This window comes from Ramlibacter humi, assembly GCF_004681975.1.
GTDB classification, from domain to species: Bacteria; Pseudomonadota; Gammaproteobacteria; order Burkholderiales; family Burkholderiaceae_C; genus Ramlibacter; species Ramlibacter humi.
The window spans coordinates 267558-284107 of sequence record NZ_SMLK01000003.1; the positions used below are offsets into that span (position 1 = coordinate 267558).

17 protein-coding genes are annotated in these 16550 nt (G+C 67.7%); 11 read left to right on the forward strand and 6 right to left on the reverse strand.

Translation table 11 applies throughout. The annotated features are described in order from the left end of the window. Nucleotides 1-44 precede the first annotated feature (44 nt). The 3 genes from gap (at nucleotide 45) to EZ216_RS12280 (ending at nucleotide 2921) form a co-directional block, all read left to right on the forward strand. Nucleotides 45-1046, forward strand: a complete 1002-nt coding sequence (gene gap / locus EZ216_RS12270) for a type I glyceraldehyde-3-phosphate dehydrogenase (RefSeq protein WP_135250052.1) — start codon at nucleotides 45-47, stop codon at nucleotides 1044-1046. Nucleotides 1047-1174: 128 nt separating this feature from the next. Then, nucleotides 1175-2395 (forward strand): adenylate/guanylate cyclase domain-containing protein, encoded by a 1221-nt coding sequence (locus tag EZ216_RS12275; RefSeq protein WP_167772883.1) that lies wholly within the window; start codon nucleotides 1175-1177, stop codon nucleotides 2393-2395. Nucleotides 2396-2420: 25 nt separating this feature from the next. Next, complete coding sequence (locus EZ216_RS12280; RefSeq protein ID WP_205959667.1) at nucleotides 2421-2921, forward strand: GNAT family N-acetyltransferase; 501 nt, start codon at nucleotides 2421-2423, stop codon at nucleotides 2919-2921. A gap of 4 nt (nucleotides 2922-2925) precedes the next feature. On the opposite strand, the gene EZ216_RS12285 is transcribed toward EZ216_RS12280, so the two are convergent. After that, nucleotides 2926-3303: a nuclear transport factor 2 family protein gene (locus tag EZ216_RS12285; protein ID WP_135250054.1), complete on the reverse strand. Its 378-nt coding sequence runs from the start codon at nucleotides 3301-3303 to the stop codon at nucleotides 2926-2928. Nucleotide 3304: 1 nt separating this feature from the next. Then, nucleotides 3305-6238, reverse strand: a complete 2934-nt coding sequence (locus tag EZ216_RS12290; protein ID WP_135250055.1) for a DNA topoisomerase III — start codon at nucleotides 6236-6238, stop codon at nucleotides 3305-3307. Nucleotides 6239-6315: 77 nt separating this feature from the next. Here EZ216_RS12290 and EZ216_RS12295 point away from each other — a divergent pair, with 77 nt between their 5' ends. The 4 genes from EZ216_RS12295 to EZ216_RS12310 are packed head-to-tail and all read left to right on the forward strand — an operon-like array spanning nucleotide 6316 to nucleotide 8894. Continuing rightward, nucleotides 6316-6822, forward strand: coding sequence for an SET domain-containing protein (locus EZ216_RS12295; protein WP_135250220.1), 507 nt, complete (start codon nucleotides 6316-6318; stop codon nucleotides 6820-6822). 5 nt (nucleotides 6823-6827) lie between these two features. After that, nucleotides 6828-7568, forward strand: a complete 741-nt coding sequence (locus tag EZ216_RS12300) for a biotin--[acetyl-CoA-carboxylase] ligase (protein ID WP_135250056.1) — start codon at nucleotides 6828-6830, stop codon at nucleotides 7566-7568. Nucleotides 7569-7574: 6 nt separating this feature from the next. Continuing rightward, nucleotides 7575-8219 carry an SPOR domain-containing protein gene (locus EZ216_RS12305; RefSeq protein ID WP_135250057.1) on the forward strand — a complete coding sequence of 215 codons (645 nt, stop codon included), beginning with the start codon at nucleotides 7575-7577 and terminating at the stop codon, nucleotides 8217-8219. Nucleotides 8220-8234: 15 nt separating this feature from the next. Beyond that, nucleotides 8235-8894, forward strand: coding sequence for a glutathione S-transferase family protein (locus tag EZ216_RS12310; protein WP_135250058.1), 660 nt, complete (start codon nucleotides 8235-8237; stop codon nucleotides 8892-8894). 4 nt (nucleotides 8895-8898) lie between these two features. Here the strand turns inward: EZ216_RS12310 and EZ216_RS12315 are convergent, their stop codons facing one another. The 3 genes from EZ216_RS12315 to EZ216_RS12325 all read right to left on the reverse strand — a co-directional run bounded on the left by EZ216_RS12315 (nucleotide 8899) and on the right by EZ216_RS12325 (nucleotide 11699). Next, nucleotides 8899-10368 carry a sensor histidine kinase gene (locus tag EZ216_RS12315; RefSeq protein WP_135250059.1) on the reverse strand — a complete coding sequence of 490 codons (1470 nt, stop codon included), beginning with the start codon at nucleotides 10366-10368 and terminating at the stop codon, nucleotides 8899-8901. 88 nt (nucleotides 10369-10456) lie between these two features. After that, the gene (locus tag EZ216_RS12320; RefSeq protein ID WP_135250060.1) at nucleotides 10457-11131 is read right to left on the reverse strand and encodes a response regulator; all 675 of its coding nucleotides are present in this window, start codon (nucleotides 11129-11131) and stop codon (nucleotides 10457-10459) included. Nucleotides 11132-11213: 82 nt separating this feature from the next. Next, a complete protein-coding gene (locus tag EZ216_RS12325; RefSeq protein ID WP_135250061.1) occupies nucleotides 11214-11699 on the reverse strand; it encodes a MarR family winged helix-turn-helix transcriptional regulator in 486 nt (161 codons plus the stop codon). A gap of 142 nt (nucleotides 11700-11841) precedes the next feature. Here EZ216_RS12325 and recA point away from each other — a divergent pair, with 142 nt between their 5' ends. Together recA and recX are read left to right on the forward strand one after the other, a co-directional pair. After that, entirely contained in the window at nucleotides 11842-12906 is a 1065-nt protein-coding gene (gene recA, locus EZ216_RS12330) for a recombinase RecA (protein WP_135250062.1), read from the forward strand. 11 nt (nucleotides 12907-12917) lie between these two features. Then, on the forward strand, nucleotides 12918-13376 hold the full coding sequence (gene recX, locus EZ216_RS12335; RefSeq protein ID WP_135250063.1) for a recombination regulator RecX: 459 nt from the start codon (nucleotides 12918-12920) through the stop codon (nucleotides 13374-13376). A 9-nt stretch (nucleotides 13377-13385) separates the two neighbouring features. Here recX and argC read toward each other — a convergent pair whose 3' ends face one another. After that, entirely contained in the window at nucleotides 13386-14306 is a 921-nt protein-coding gene (argC, locus tag EZ216_RS12340; protein ID WP_135250064.1) for an N-acetyl-gamma-glutamyl-phosphate reductase, read from the reverse strand. A gap of 154 nt (nucleotides 14307-14460) precedes the next feature. On the opposite strand from argC, the gene sucC reads away from it, so the two are divergent. Both sucC and sucD read left to right on the forward strand, forming a co-directional pair. Further along, complete coding sequence (gene sucC, locus EZ216_RS12345; protein WP_135250065.1) at nucleotides 14461-15624, forward strand: ADP-forming succinate--CoA ligase subunit beta; 1164 nt, start codon at nucleotides 14461-14463, stop codon at nucleotides 15622-15624. Between the two features lie 16 nt (nucleotides 15625-15640). Next, nucleotides 15641-16534, forward strand: a complete 894-nt coding sequence (gene sucD / locus EZ216_RS12350) for a succinate--CoA ligase subunit alpha (protein ID WP_135250066.1) — start codon at nucleotides 15641-15643, stop codon at nucleotides 16532-16534. Nucleotides 16535-16550: the final 16 nt, after the last annotated feature.

Sequence of the window (16550 nt, forward strand, 5' to 3'; positions counted from 1 at the left end):
GCAAGAATTGTCGAATTCGCATTGAAACCACTGGAAGACTGAAGATGACCATCAAGATCGGGATCAACGGCTTCGGCCGAATCGGCCGCATGGTGTTCCGCGCCGCGGTGCAGAACTTCAAGGACATCGAGGTGGTCGGCATCAACGACCTGCTCGAGCCCGACTACCTGGCCTACATGCTTCGCTACGACAGCGTGCACGGCCGGTTCGAAGGCGACGTCTCGGTGGACGGCAACACGCTCATCGTCAACGGCAAGAAGATCCGCCTGACCGCGGTGAAGGATCCGTCCGAGCTCAACTGGAGCGCCGTCGGCGCCGAGGTCGTGGTGGAGTCCACCGGCATCTTCCTCACCAAGGAAGGCGCGCAGAAGCACATCGCCGCCGGGGCCAAGAAGGTCATCATGTCCGCGCCGTCGAAGGACGACACGCCGATGTTCGTGTTCGGCGTCAACGACAAGACGTACAAGGGCGAGGCGATCATCTCCAACGCGTCCTGCACCACCAACTGCCTGGCGCCGCTGGCCAAGGTGGTGAACGACAAGTGGGGCATCAAGCGCGGCCTGATGACCACCGTGCACGCCACCACCGCCACCCAGAAGACCGTGGACGGCCCCAGCAACAAGGACTGGCGCGGCGGCCGCGGCGTCCTGGAAAACATCATCCCGTCGTCCACCGGCGCGGCCAAGGCGGTGGGCGTGGTGATCCCCGAGCTGAACAAGAAGCTCACCGGCATGTCGTTCCGCGTGCCGACCTCCGACGTCTCGGTGGTCGACCTGACGGTGGAGCTGAACAAGTCGGCGACCTACGACGAGATCTGCGCCGAGATGAAGGCGCAGAGCCAGGGCGCGCTGAAGGGCATACTGGGCTACACCGAAGACAAGGTGGTGGCCACGGACTTCCGCGGCGACGCGCGCACGTCCATCTTCGACGCTGACGCCGGCATCGCGCTGGACGGCACCTTCGTCAAGCTGGTGAGCTGGTACGACAACGAGTGGGGCTACTCCAACAAGGTGCTGGAGATGGCCCGGGTGGTCGCGGCGAAGTAAGCGCCCGTCCCCACTCCCGATGAGAAAAGCGCCCGCCGGGCGCTTTTCTTCTTGGAGCGCACGTTGCGCACGGGCGCCGCGCCGCCTTAAGTTGCGCCTCCCCCGCGGCACGCGGGATGGGAGGGACGATGGAAGATGCGGCATTCGTGCAGTGGCTCACGCACAGGAGCTGGACGGTCACCGTGCGGTACAGCAAGGTGGTGGCGGTGGTGCTGCCGCTGGCGTCGCTGGCCACGAACCTGCAGTTGCTGCACGACCCCGCCGCGCCATCCCTGGGCTGGCTCATCGCCTGGCAGGTGGCGACGGAAGCCGTGTTCCTGTCCATGCTGCTGGCCGACCGCTGGCAGGCATCGGCGAGCGAACTGTTGCTCAACGCGTTCTGCGCCGCCTTCATCGGCCTGTGCACCTGGAGCGGCATGGTCGACATTTCGATGCACCGCGACCTGTCGGTCTATGCCGCCGGCATGACCTTCGGCGCCGCGGTGGCGGCCATGCGCCGGCGCATCCGGCAGCCCCTGTACGCCCTCAGCGTGATCGGCCTGGGCTGCGCCTTCTGGCAGCGCGAAGGCGGCGACCTGGAGAGGACGCTGACCGGCCTGCTCAACCCGTTCTGCGTGGTGGTGCTGTGCCTGTGGCTGGACCGCTTCACCTTTGCGCGTGATCTGGCGCTGTACACCGAAACCCAACGCGCGGAGACGGAGCGCAAGCGTGCCGACGAAGTTCTGCACAACGCCTTGCCGCGCGCGGTGGCCGAGGAGATCAAGCGCGATGGACGGGCGCGTGCGCGCAAGTTCGACAACCTGGGCGTGCTGTTCGCCGACATCGTGGGCTTCACGCGCTTTTCCAGCGGGCTGCCGCCCGAGCAGCTGGTGCTGGTGCTCGACGACATCTTTTCGGGCTTCGACCGGCTGGCGGACTGGCACGGCGTGGAGAAGATCAAGACCATCGGCGATGCGTACATGGCGGTGTCGCACGTGCGCGTCGACGCGCTCTGCCGCCTGGCGCTCGACATGCGCTTGGTTCTGGCGCGCTACAACCGCGAGAACGGCACCGAGTTGGCCATGCGCATCGGTGTGCACGCCGGGCCCGCGGTCGGGGGCGTGCTGGGCGTGCGGCGCTTCCTGTACGACGTGTGGGGCGACACGGTCAACGTCGCCAGCCGGCTGGAGTCCAGCGGCCGCGAAGGCGGCATCCAGGTGAGCGAAGCCGTTGTCCGGCAGGCCGGCGCCGCGTTCGACTTCAGCGCGCGCGGTCTGGTCGACCTGCGCGGGCGCGGCCCCTTGCTCGCGTATTGGCTGTTGCGCGAGCGTGTCGCGCCCGTGGCACGCGCGGAACTGCAGGCGGCCTGACGCCGGCTGCGGCATCATCGGCCGCATGCTCATTCGACGCCTGCAACCGGAAGACGCCCTGGCCTACCGCGAGTTGCGGCTGCGCGCGCTGCGCGAGCATCCCGAGGCCTTCACGTCCAGTTGGGAAGAAGACAGTGCCAAGCCGCCGGAAGCTTCGCGGCAGCGTCTCGCTTCAACGAACACCATGTTCTGGGGCGCTTTCGACGACGCGGGCATGCTGGCCGGCATGGTCGGGCTGGAACGGCTGCCGCGGGCGAAGGAGCGCCACAAGGGGCATGTGGTGGGCATGTACGTGGCGCCGGAAGCGGCGGGGCGTGGCGCTGGCCGCGCGTTGCTGCAGGCGCTGCTGGACGAAGCGATCGCGGGCGGCCTGACCGACCTGGTGCTCACCGTCACCGAAGGCAACGGCGCCGCACAGCGGCTGTATGAGAAAGCCGGCTTCCGCGCGTTCGGCACCGAACCGCGCGCCATCGTCGTGGACGGCCGCGCGCACGGCAAGGTGCACATGCACCGCGCGCTGCGCTGATCGCTCAGTCGCGCTTGCGCGGCGCGAACTGGCGCGGGTCGTAGAAGAACTGTTCCTGCGCGATGCGCTCGCCTTCCCAGCGCTGGTAGGCCAGTTCCTCGATGCGGCGCACGCTGCCGTCATGGCCGGTGAACTCGAAGATCCAGCGGATCACCACGCGGTCGCCGCTGACGAATGCCGGCCGCACGCATTCCGAGTACACCGACTTCGCCATCGACAAGGCCCTCTGCTCGTTGGCGACGAGCGCTTCGCGGCCCACGCGGGGCGGGTCGAAGTTCTCCTGCATCGAGGCGCCTTCGGCGTAGAACTCGAGGATCGCCTCGACGTGGGCGTTGCTCTCCACGCGGGCGATGAAGCGTTCGAGGGTGTCGGCGGACGGCATGTCAGCCCAGGTGCTTGCCCAGGATGCCGGCCAGCTCGAACATCGTGACCTGCGGCTTGCCGAACACCTTCTGCAGCTTGGCGTCGGCATTGATGGCGCGCTTGTCCTTCGCGTCCTGCAGGCCGTTGGCCTTGATGTAGTCCCAGATCTTCTTCACGGCCTCGGTGCGCGCGACCGGTTCCGCGCCGATCACGGCGGCGAGGTCGGCGCTGGGCGCGAGACCCGGGCCGGCCTTGCGCGGTGCCTTGGGCGCCGCAGCCTTTTTCGCCGCGGGCGCCTTCTTCGCGGCCGGCGACTTCGCTGCGGCTGTCTTCTTGGCCGGCGGCGCAGCGCGCGCGGCGGCGCCCTTGCGCGGCGGGAACTTGCTTTCGCGCTGCTCGAATTCGAAGTTCACCTTGCCCGCCTCCGCATCCCACGCGAGGAAAGCCTTGAACGGCCGGCGCGTGCGCATCGACACGAACTTGTCCAGCAGGCCGGTCTTGCCGGTGGCCAGCAGCTTGTGCATCTGCTCGCGGTCCACCGGCTGCTGCAGGATGATCTGGCCGGTCTTGAAGTCGCAGCTGGGCGTGGGTTGCGCCGCGGTCGGCACCGACTTTTCGCAGACGTAGTTCTTGCCCCACTCGAAGACGCGCGCACCGCACTTCGGGCACGGCCCCAGCGATTCCTGACCGCTGAAGTCGATCACTTCGCCGGTTTGCGCCGGGTCTTCCTCGTCGCCGAAATCGAACTCCAGCTTCCAGTTCTTCTCTTCCTCGTCGTACTTCAGCGCGATCTCGGCCGTGAACGGCCAGCCCGCCTTGGAGCGGAAGCCTTCCAGCGGCCCGATGCGCTTGTCGCGCAGGAACTGCTCCACCTCGTCCTGCTCGAATGCGCGGCCGGCGGGGATCTTGGTGAACGAGAAGCCGCACGCGTCCTCGCCCGTGCCGCTGCGGCCGGTGCAGGTGTAGCGGCGGTAGTTTTCGCGCACGATGCCGCCGCAGTTGGGGCACGGCGTCTTCAGCGTGGCGTAGTCGCCCGGCACCGTGTCGCGGTCGTACTCCTTGGCCTTGCGGACGATGTGCCTGGTCATCTCAGCGATCTCGAGCATGAACGCGTCGCGCGAGAGCTTGCCGTGCTCCATCTGCGCAAGCTTGTGTTCCCACTCGCCGGTAAGCTCGGGTTTGGTGAGTTCCTCCACGCCCAGGCCGCGCAGCAGCGTCATCAGCTGGAACGCCTTGGCGGTGGGGATCAGCTCGCGGCCGTCGCGCAGCATGTACTTCTCGGCGATGAGGCCTTCGATGGTGGCCGCCCGCGTGGCCGGCGTGCCCAGGCCCTTCTCCTGCATGGCTTCGCGCAGCTCGTCGTCCTCGACGAACTTGCCGGCGCCTTCCATCGCGCCCAGCAGCGTGGCTTCCGAGTAGCGCGCCGGCGGGCGCGTCTTCAAGCCCTTGGGCTCGACGACCTCGGCGCGCGGCATCTCGCCTTCGCGCACCGGCACCAGCGATTTGCCGCTGCCTTCCTCGCCCTCGGGCTTGTCGACTTCGGCTTCCTTGCCCCAGATGGCCAGCCAGCCCGGCTTGACCAGCACCTTGCCGTCGGTGCGGAAGCTGTGGTCCACCACCTGGCTGATGCGCGTGGTGACCAGGTACTCGGCGCTGGGGAAGAACACCGACAGGAAGCGGCGCACCACCAGGTCGTACAGCTTCTGCTCGGCGTCCGACAGGCCGCTGGGCGCCTGCGGCGTCGGGATGATGGCGAAGTGGTCGCTGACCTTGCTGTTGTCGAACACGCGCTTGGTCGGCTTGACGTAGCCTTCCTTCAGCGCCTGCGCCGCGAACGGCGCCAGGTGGCCCATGCCGCTGTCGGCCAGCATGCCCATGGTCTGCTTGACGGTGGCGAGGTAGTCCTCGGGCAGCGCGCGCGAATCGGTCCGCGGGTAGGTCAGCGCCTTGTGGCGCTCGTACAGCGACTGCGCCAGCGCCAGCGTGGTCTTGGCCGAGTAGCCGAAGCGGCCGTTGGCCTCGCGCTGCAGCGAAGTCAGGTCGAACAGCAGGGGCGAAGCCTGCGTGCTGGGCTTGGATTCCTCGGTGACGGTGGCGGCCTTGCCGCGCACCGCGACGGCGATGGCCTGCGCTTCCTTCGCGGACCAGACGCGGTCGGCCTTCTGCTCGGCGTCGTCCGGGTTCTTCTTCCACTTGGGGTCGAACCACTTGCCGGGGTACTCGCCGGCCTCCGCCAGGAAGGTGGCGTGCACCTCCCAGTAGTCGCGGCTGATGAACTTGCGGATCTGCTCTTCGCGCTCGACCACGATGGCCAGCGTCGGCGTCTGCACCCGGCCCACGGTGGTGAGGAAGAAGCCGCCATCGCGCGAGTTGAACGCGGTCATCGCGCGCGTGCCGTTGATGCCCACCAGCCAGTCGGCTTCCGAGCGCGAGCGCGCGGCCGAAGCCAGGCCCTGCATCTGCTGGTCGCTGCGCAGCGCGTCGAAGCCGTCGCGGATGGCCTGCGGCGTCATCGACTGCAGCCACAGGCGACGGACCGGCTTGCGCACGGCGGCCTTCTTCTCGCCGCCTTCCCCGAACGCGTACTGCTCGATCAGCCGGAAGATCAGCTCGCCCTCGCGGCCCGCGTCGCAGGCGTTGACGAGTTCGCTGATGTCCTTGCGCTTGGCGAGCTTGACCACGGCGCTGAGGCGCCCCTTGGTCTTGTCCACCGGCTTCAGGTCGAAGTACGGCGGGATCACCGGCAGGTGGGCGAAGCTCCACTTGCCGCGCTTGACGTCGAATTCCTCCGGCGCCTGGATCTCCACCAGGTGCCCCACGGCGCTGGTGACGACCCACGCGTCGTTCTCGAAGTATTCGTCGTGCTTGTCGAACTTGCCGGCAACGGGCGTGAGCGCGCGGACGATGTCCTGCGCCACGGACGGCTTTTCGGCGATGACCAGTGTCTTTCCCATGTTCCTACAATCCCGTGTCTCTCACGCGCGCGTACGCGCACGCGTGTGTGCATATTCAACTTATCAGAGTTTCAGGAATGGCAACAAACGCAGTATCCGGGGCCGGTCGGAAGATCCAGACCCGCCGCTCCGGCGTCCACGGCAAGGGTGTGTTCGCCGTGCAGGACATCCCCGAGGGCGAGACCATCATCGAATACGTCGGCGAGGTCATCTCCTGGAAAGAGGCCCAGCGCCGCCATCCCCACGACCCGAAGGACCCGAACCATACCTTCTATTTCCACGTGGACGACAAGCGTGTCATCGACGCGCTGTATGGCGGCAATTCCTCCCGCTGGATCAACCATTCCTGCGCCCCGAACTGCGAAGCCGACGAGGTGGGCGGCCGGGTGTTCATCAAGGCCCTGCGCAACATCGCGGCCGGCGAGGAGCTCAACTACGACTACGGCCTGGTGATCGACGGCAAGATCACCAAGGAGCTCAAGGCCGACTACCCCTGCTGGTGCGGGGCCGGCGACTGCCGCGGCACCCTTCTCGCTCCCAAGGACGAGAAGAAGAAAAAAAAGAAGAAAAAGAAGAAGGACTGAAGCCCATGCGCTGGCCGGCCGAAGCCGTGTGGGAGGCGGTGGCGCCCCTGCTGCCGGGCTTTACCGTCGAGGTGCTGCCCGAGCTGGACTCTACCAATTCCGAACTGATGCGGCGCGCCCGCGCTGGCCGCACGGAGCCGGTGCTGCTGGTGGCCGAGCACCAGACGGCCGGCCGCGGCCGGCTGGGGCGCAGCTGGGAAAGCGCCGCCGGCGATTCGCTCACCTTCTCGCTGGGGTTGCCGCTGGCGCCGCCCGACTGGTCGGGGCTGTCGCTCGCGGTGGGCGTGGCGGTGGCGGAAGCCCTGCACGCGGACATCCGCCTGAAGTGGCCGAACGACCTTTGGGTCGATGATCGCAAGCTCACGGGCATCCTGATCGAGACGGCGGCACCTGTGGACGGTGGCGCTTCGCGGTACACCATCGTGGGCATCGGCATCAACGTGGCGCCGCGCGCCGCGCCGGCCATCGGCCTGCGGGAGCTGCAGCCCGATGCCACGGCGCCCGGCACCTTGCTTGCGGTGGCCGAGCCGGTCGTGCGCACGTTGCAGGCTTTCGAGCAGTTCGGCTTCTCCCCGTTCCAGGCCCGCTTCGAGCGCCGCGACGCCCTCGCCGACCGCGCGGTGCGCCTGTCCGACGGCATGGCCGGCACGGCCCACGGCGTGGACGAGCGCGGTGCCCTGCTCGTGCATACTGCCGCCGGCATGCGGGCCGTCACCAGCGCGGAAGTCAGCGTGCGGCCCGCCTGAACCCAAATGCTTCGCCTCCTCGTCCTGTTGCTGCTGCTGGCCAACGGCGCCTACTACGCATGGGCCGACGGCCTGCTGCTGTCCTGGGGCTTCGGCCCGCTGCCCGAGCGCGAGCCGCATCGGCTGGCCCAGCAGGTCAAGCCGGAAGCGGTGCGGGTGCTGCCGCCCGAGGAGGCCAGGCGGCTGCAGGCCGAAGCCAGGCCGGCGGAATGCCTGCAGGCCGGCCCCTTCGAAACCGCCGCCATCGACCCGCTGCGGCAGGCGCTGGTGAGCTGGCCCGAGTCGGCCTGGTCGCTGGAACCCGTGAACGAACCCGGGCGCTGGATCGTCTACATGGGCAAGTACCCGAACGCGGAAAACGTCGAGCGCAAGAAGGGCGAGCTGCGCCAGATCGGCGTGACCTACGAAGCGCTGTCCAATCCCGACCTCGAGCCGGGTCTGTCGCTCGGCGGTTTTCCCACGCAGGAAGCCGCGCAGCAGCAGCTGGAGAAGCTGAACACGCGCGGCGTGCGCACCGCGAAGGTGGTGCAGGAACGCCCGGAGGTCCGCGGCCAGCGGCTGGTGCTGCCCGCGCTGGACGATTCGCTGCGCGGGCGCCTGGACGACCTGAAGCCCGCGCTGGGCGGCAAGCCGCTGCGGCCCTGCCGCTGACCCAAGGAGACTGAAATGACCGTGAAGCTGTATTTCGCGCCCGGTGCCTGTTCGTTCGTGCCGCACACGCTGCTGGAAACCATCGGCGAGCCGTTCGAGCCGGTGATGGTGAAGCTGCACAAGAACGAGCAGAAGTCGCCCGAGTACCTGGCGATCAACCCCCACGGCCAGGTGCCCGTGCTGGTGGACGGCGGCGCCACCATCACGCAGATCCTGGCCATCGTCGGCTACCTGGACGCGAAGCATCCGCAGCTGGGTTTCCTGCCGAAGGAACCGCTGGCGCGCGCCAAGGCGATCGAGACGCTGGCGTGGATGAACAACACCGTGCACCCGACCTTCACGCACGTGTTCATGCCGTTCAAGTACAGCGACAAGCCCGAGGTGCAGGCCGAGCTGAAGGCCTACAACGCGCAGCTGTACCGGCCCATGCTGGCCGAGATCGAAGCCATGGCCAAGAGCATGAATTCGCAGGGCCGCGAGTTCCTCGGCGGCGCGCAGTTCGGGCCGATGGACGCGTACGCGCTGACCCTGCTGCGCTGGGGCGGCTTCGCGGGCATCGACCCCGCAAGCTTCCCGGCCTTGTGGGCGCACGTGCAGAAGGTGGCGCAGCTGCCGGCCGTGGCACGCGCCATCGAACGCGAGCGGCTGCAGCTGAACGTCTACAAGCCGGCTTGAGATTTCAGGCGGCCTGCGCCGCCTCGCCCTCTTCCATCTCCACGCGGCTGGTGAACCTCACCACGGCGCGCGTGCCCGGCGGCACCTGTCCCGGGTGGGCGTCTTCCAGGCGCACTTGCGCGCCATGCTGCCGCGCGATCTCCAGCACGATGGGCAAGCCCAGGCCCGAGCCGTCCACCGTCGTGTCCAGCGAACGGTAGAAAGGCTGGAACACCAGCTCACGCTCGGCTTCGGGGATGCCGGGCCCGGAGTCTTCCACCTGCAGCAGCACCACGCCGCCGATCGGGTCGGCCAGCACGCGCGCGGTGATGACGCCGGGCTGCGCGTCGCTGGACGGCGTGTAGTTGATCGCGTTGTCCAGCAGGTTGCGGATCAACTCCTTCAGCAGCGTGGCGTTGCCGGTGACGCCCACACCGGGCGCTCCAGGCTGCGCGCCGTCGTAGCCCAGGTCGATGCGGCGGTCCATCGCGCGGGGCAGCAGGTCGCGCACCGCTTCCTGCGTCAGCGCGGCCACGTCGCAGGCCTGGCGGGGCAGCGCCCGGCCGCTGCTTTCGGCGCGCGCCAGCGCCAGCAGCTGGTTCACCGTGTGCGTGGCGCGCACGCTCGAGCGGCCGATCTGCTTGAGCGACTGCTTCAGCTCGTCGGCATTGGCGCCTTCCCGCTGCGCCAGGTCGGCCTGCATGCGAAGGCCGGCGAGAGGCGTCTTCAGCTGGTGCGCCGCGTCGGCGAGGAAGCGCTTCTGCGTGGCGATGGAATCCTTCAGCCGCAGCAGCAGGTCGTTCACCGACGACACCAGGGGCGCCACCTCCAGCGGCACGGCACGGTCGTCCAGCGGCGACAGGTCGTCCGGCTTGCGCGCGCGGATGCGCTCTTCCAGCTGCGACAGCGGCTTGATGCCGCGCACCAGCGCCAGCCACACCAGCAGCACCGCCAGCGGCAGGATGACGAACTGCGGCAGCATCACGCCCTTGATGATCTCGGTGGCCAGCACGCTGCGCTTCTCGCGCGTTTCGGCCACCTGCACCAGCGCCGGCTGCGCGCCGGGCAAGTCCACGCGCACCCACGTGTACGCCACGCGCACGTCCAGCCCGCGGATCTCGTCGTCGCGCAGGCGCACTTCGCCGAGCAGGGGCTTCTCGTCTTCCGGCGGCGCGGGGAAATCGCGCTCGCCGCTGAGCACCTCGCCCTTGGGGCCCACCACCTGGTAGTAGACGTGGTCGGCGTCGTCGGCGCGCAGCAGCTCGCGAGCGGGCTGCGGCAGGTTGAACACCGCGCGCTGGTTCTGCACCAGGACCAGCTGCGCCAGCGCCTGCACGTTGTATTCGAGCGCACGGTCGAACGGCTTGCCGGCGATGCTTTGCGCCACCAGCCAGGTGAGCGCCAGGCTCACCGGCCACAGCAGCAGCAGCGGCGTGAGCATCCAGTCGAGGATCTCGCCGAAGAGGGAGCGCTGTTCGCGCTGAAAGATCTTCATCGGATGACGAATGACGAATGACTTCGCTGCGGCTCAATGACGAATGGCGGCGTTGTCATTTGTCGTTGAGCCGCAGCGAAGTCATCCGTCATCCGGAGATCTTCTCCAGGCAGTAACCCAGCCCCCGCACCGTGGCAATGCGGATCGGGCCTTTCTCGATCTTCTTGCGCAGGCGGTGGATGTACACCTCGATGGCGTTGTTGCTCACCTCCTCGCCCCACTCGCACAGCCGCTCCACCAGCTGATCCTTGCTGACGAGGCGCCCGGCGCGCTGCAGCAGAACTTCCAGCAAACCCAGTTCGCGCGCGGAGAGCTCGACCATCTTGCCGTCGATGGTGGCGACGCGGCCGGCCTGGTCGTACACCAGCGGGCCGTGCTTGATCGTGCTGCTGGTGGCGCCCATGCCGCGCCGCGTGAGGGCGCGCACGCGCGCCTCCAGTTCCTGCAGCGAGAACGGCTTGGCCATGTAGTCGTCGGCGCCGTGGTCCAGGCCCTTGACGCGTTCCTCGACGCTGTCGGCGGCGGTGAGGATCAGCACCGGCATCGACGAGCCGCGCGATCGCAGCTTCTTCAGCACCTCCAGGCCGTGCATCTTCGGCAGGCCCAGGTCCAGGATCAGCAGGTCGAACTCGTTGTTCGTCATCAGCGCGGTGTCGGCCTCGCTGCCACTGCTGACGTGGTCGACGGCCGCGCCGGAAGCGCGCAGGCTGCGAAGCAGGCCGTCCGCCAGCACCTGGTCGTCTTCGGCGATGAGGATGCGCATGCCGTTGTCTCCTGTCGTCTTCGCGCCGTGGCCGGCGCTGCCGGGCAAATTCTAGGCGCCGGGCTGGCGCGGACCGGACCTGTTACTCGCCCGCGGCGGGCCCTGCATAGGCCTCGAGGCCGAGGGCGACGACGGTGGCGATCTCAGTGCCCACCTCGGCGCGGAATTCGTCCTCGGCCTGCCGCACCGCCTTGCGGAAGGCATCGACCCAGGCCAGCCCGGCTTCGGTAAACCTCACCTGCCGCGCGCGGGCATCCAGCGGGTCGGGCTCCCGCACGACCAGGCCCCAGGCTTCGCACTGCGTGACCAGGTCGCCCATCGCTTGCTTGGTCATGCCGGCGCGCGCCGCCAGGTCGGTGAGACGCGAGCCGCCCATGGCGAGGTGGCGGGTGATGTGGACGTGGGCCGCGCCCACTTGCGCCCTGGCGGCCAGGTTGGACAGCGCCAGCGGCACGTCCACGTTGTGCGCCATCAGGTGCAGCACGCGCTCGTCGAACCGCCGCATGGCGTGGCCGAGCAGGCGTCCCAAGTGGGTCTGCCGCCAGGCGTCATCCGGATGGGGGAGCATTCGTTGATGGTAAGGCAAACTGACCAAAAAACCCGTTTACGGCACGCAACCTGCCGCGTTAGAGTGCTGGTCATGCATCCAGCCTGTGAATCAAAACAGCGGATGTGGACAACCTAACTCATTGATTCACAAGGAGATTGCCATGGATGCGCAAGTCAAGGGGAGCAAGATCGCGGCCGCCGACAACGAGAAGGCCAAGGCCCTCCAGGCCGCCCTGGCCCAGATCGAGAAGCAGTTCGGCAAGGGCACGATCATGAAGCTCGGCGAAGGCGAGGTGATCGAGGACATCCAGGTGGTGTCCACCGGCTCGCTGGGCCTGGACATCGCGCTGGGCGTCGGCGGCCTGCCGCGCGGCCGCGTGATCGAGATCTACGGCCCCGAATCGTCGGGCAAGACCACCCTCACCCTGCAGGTCATTGCCGAGATGCAGCGTCAGGCGGGCACATGCGCCTTCGTCGACGCCGAGCACGCCCTGGATACGCAGTACGCCCAGAAGCTGGGCGTCAACCTGCAGGAGTTGCTGATCAGCCAGCCGGACACCGGCGAGCAGGCGCTGGAGATCGTCGACAGCCTGGTGCGCTCGGGCGCCGTGGACCTGATCGTCATCGACTCGGTCGCCGCGCTGGTGCCCAAGGCCGAAATCGAAGGCGAGATGGGCGATTCGCTGCCCGGCCTGCAGGCCCGACTGATGTCGCAGGCGCTGCGCAAGCTCACGGCCACGATCAAGAAGACCAACTGCATGGTCATCTTCATCAACCAGATTCGCATGAAGATCGGCGTGATGTTCGGCAGCCCCGAGACCACCACCGGCGGCAACGCGCTGAAGTTCTACGCCTCGGTGCGCCTGGACATCCGCCGCACCGGCACCATCAAGAAGGGCGAAGAGGCGATCGGCAACGAGACCAAGGTCAAGGTCGTGAAGAACAAGGTCTCGCCCCCCTTCAAGACCGCGGAGTTCGACATCCTGTTCGGCGAGGGCATCAGCCGCGAGGGCGAGGTCATCGACATGGGCGTCAACGCGCGCATCCTGGAGAAGTCGGGCGCCTGGTATGCCTACCAGGGCGAGAAGATCGGCCAGGGCCGCGACAACGCGCGCGAGTTCCTGCGCGAGAACCCGCAGCTGGCGCGCGAGATCGAGAACAAGATCCGCGAATCGCTCAGCATCGCCCTGCTGCCGGACGTGGAAGACGAGGAAGACGCCGAGTAAGCGCCCGCCGCATGCCGGCCGTCACGAGACAGCTGTCACTCAAGGGGAGGGCCTTGCGCCTGCTCGGCCAGCGGGAACATTCCCGCGCCGAGCTGCTGCGCAAGCTGGCACCGCACGAAGAAGAAGCGGGCCAGCTGCAGCGCGTGCTGGACGAGCTGCAGGCCAAGGGTTTCATCCGCGACGAGCGGGTGGCCGAGTCGGTGCTGCACCGGCGTGCCGCCCGCCTGGGCGCGGGCCGCATCCGGCAGGAACTGCAGGCCAAGGGGCTGGCGGCCGACATCGTCGCGCAGGCGATGGACCAGCTGCGCGGCACCGAAGTGGAAAGGGCGCGCGAAGTGTGGCGCCGCAAGTTCGGTGAACTGCCGCAGGACGCGGCCGCGCGCGGCAAGCAGTCGCGGTTCCTGGCGGCGCGGGGCTTCGGAGGGGAAACGATCCGCCGCGTGCTCGGCGGATCGGGCGACGAAGACTGAAGGCCGGCCTTACAGGCCGAACATCAGCTTCAGGTTCTGCACGGCGGCGCCGCTGGCGCCCTTGCCCAGGTTGTCCAGGCGCGCCACCAGCACGGCCTGCCGCTGTTCTTCGTTGCCGAAAACGCGCAGTTCCATCTTGTTGGTGTCGTTCAGCGCGGTGGCTTCGATGCGGCCGCCTTCGATGGCCGGCTCCACGGTCACCCATTCGCTGCCGGCGTAATGTTTTTTCAGCGCCTGCTCCAGCTCGGCCAGCTTGGGCTTGCCCGGCAGATCGTCCAGGAACAGCGGCAGCTGCACCAGCATGCCCTGCGCGAAGTTGCCGACCGACGGGATGAAGATCGGCCGGCGCGTCAGGCCGGTGTACTTCACGATCTCCGGCAGGTGCTTGTGCTTGAGCGCGAGGCCGTAAAGCTCGAACGGGCCTGACTCGCCCTTCTGGAACGCTTCGATCATCGAGCGGCCGCCGCCCGTGTAGCCGCTGACGGCGGGAATGGCGAGCGGGAAGTCCTTCGGGATGATCCCTGCATCGACCAGCGGCCGGATGAGGGCGATCGCGCCCGTCGAGTAACAGCCGGGGTTGCTCACCCGCCTGGCCTTCTGCACGGCTTCACGCTGGCCGGGCGCCAGTTCCGGGAAGCCGAAGACCCAGCCGTCGGCCACGCGATGCGCCGTCGAGGCATCGATGATGCGCGGGGCCTTGCCCTTCTCTTTCTCGATGGCGTCGACCATGGCCGCCGATTCGCGCGCCGCATCGTCGTGCAGGCACAGGATCACCAGGTCCACGCCGGCCATCAGCTCGCGCTTGGCGGCCGGGTCCTTTCGCCGCTCGGACGCGATGCTCATGAGCTGGACCGACGGCATCTTCTCGAGCCGTTCGCGGATCTGCAGGCCGGTGGTGCCGGCCTCGCCGTCGATGAAGACCTTGGGCATGAAACTGTCCTGTGAATCCGCCCGGCGGGGCTTGCCCCAGCGCCGGGTTTGTGCAACGCACCATGATACAGTCGGCGGCTGCACTTCGCTGGCGAGGCGCCGCAGCCGCGCTCCTGAAGTCGCCGCACCGCCCATCCGTCCCGAAAGAGACCCCATGAAGATTCACGAGTACCAAGGCAAGGAGATCTTGCGCAGCTTCGGCGTGCCCGTGCCGCGCGGCATCCCGGCATTCACGGTCCAGGAGGCGGTGGAAGCCGCCCAGAAGCTCGGCGGCCCGGTGTGGGTCGTGAAGGCGCAGATCCACGCCGGCGGCCGCGGCAAGGGCGGCGGCGTCAAGGTCGCCAAGAGCCTGGACCAAGTCAAGGAACTGGCCGGCCAGATCCTGGGCATGCAGCTCAAGACTCACCAGACCGGCCCCGAAGGCCAGAAGGTGCGCCGCCTGTACATCGAGGACGGCGCCGACATCCAGAAGGAGTACTACCTCTCCGTCGTGACCGATCGCGGCACGCAGAAGGTGGCCTTCATCGCCTCCAGCGAAGGCGGCATGGACATCGAGGAAGTGGCGCACTCCACGCCCGAGAAGATCGTGAAGATCTTCGTCGATCCGCTCATCGGCCTGACCGACGCGCAGGCGCAGGAACTGGGCAAGGGCGTGGGCATGCCGGCCGACTCGCAGGCGCAGTTCGCCGACGTGTGCCGCAAGCTGTACAAGTGCTACATGGACACCGACGCGTCGCTGGTGGAGATCAATCCGCTGAACCGCGACAGCAAGGGCAACGTCGTCGCGCTGGACGCGAAGTTCAACTTCGACTCCAACGCCCTCTTCCGCCATCCGGACATCGTCGCGCTGCGCGACCTGGATGAAGAGGACCCGGCCGAGATCGAGGCTTCGAAGTTCGACCTGGCGTACATCAGCCTGGACGGCAACATCGGCTGCCTGGTGAACGGCGCGGGCCTGGCGATGGCCACCATGGACACCATCAAGCTGTTCGGCGCCGAGCCGGCCAACTTCCTGGACGTCGGCGGCGGCGCCACCCCGGAGAAGGTGACCGAGGCCTTCAAGATCATGCTGAAGAACCCCAAGGTCAAGGCGATCCTGGTGAACATCTTCGGCGGCATCATGAAGTGCGACACCATCGCCACCGGCGTGATCACCGCCAGCAAGGCGGTCCAGCTTTCGGTTCCGCTGGTCGTGCGCATGAAGGGCACGAACGAGGAATTGGGCAAGAAGATGCTGGCCGAGTCCGGCCTGCCGATCATCAGCGCGGACACCATGGCCGAAGCGGCCCAGAAGGTCGTCGCCGCCGTCAAGGCCTGAAGCCCGGAGCAAGCACATGTCGATCTACATCAACAAGGACACCAAGGTCATCACCCAGGGCATCACGGGCAAGACCGGCCAGTTCCACACCCAGAAGTGCCAGGAGTACGCCAACGGCAAGAACTGCTTCGTCGCCGGCGTGAACCCGAAGAAGGCCGGCGAGAAGATCTTCGACATCCCGATCTACGCCTCGGTCAAGGAAGCCAGGCAGCAGACCGGCGCCACGGTGTCGGTGATCTACGTGCCGCCGGCGGGCGCCGCCGACGCCATCTGGGAAGCGGTGGAAGCCGACCTGGACCTGGCCATCTGCATCACCGAGGGCATCCCGGTGCGCGACATGCTGGTCGTGCGCAACAAGATGAAGCAGAAGGAGGCCAAGGGCGGCAAGAAGACGCTGCTGCTGGGCCCCAACTGCCCCGGCCTGATCACGCCGGACGAGATCAAGATCGGCATCATGCCGGGCCACATCCACCGCAAGGGCAGGATCGGCGTGGTCTCGCGCTCGGGCACGCTCACCTATGAAGCGGTGGCGCAGCTCACCGAGATCGGCCTGGGCCAATCCAGTGCCGTGGGCATCGGCGGCGACCCGATCAACGGCCTGAAGCACATCGACGTGATGAAGGCGTTCAACGACGACCCCGAGACCGAAGCCGTCATCATGATCGGCGAGATCGGCGGTCCCGACGAAGCCGAAGCCGCGCGCTGGTGCAAGGACCACATGAAGAAGCCGATCGTCGGCTTCATCGCCGGTGTCACGGCGCCTCCCGGCAAGCGCATGGGCCACGCCGGCGCGCTGATCTCCGGCGGCGCCGACACCGCCGACGCCAAGCTGGCGATCATGGAGGAGTGCGGCTTCAAGGTGACCCGCAACCCGTCCGAGATGGGCAAGCTGCTGAAGTCGCTCTTGTGAAGCGCGCCCGCCACGT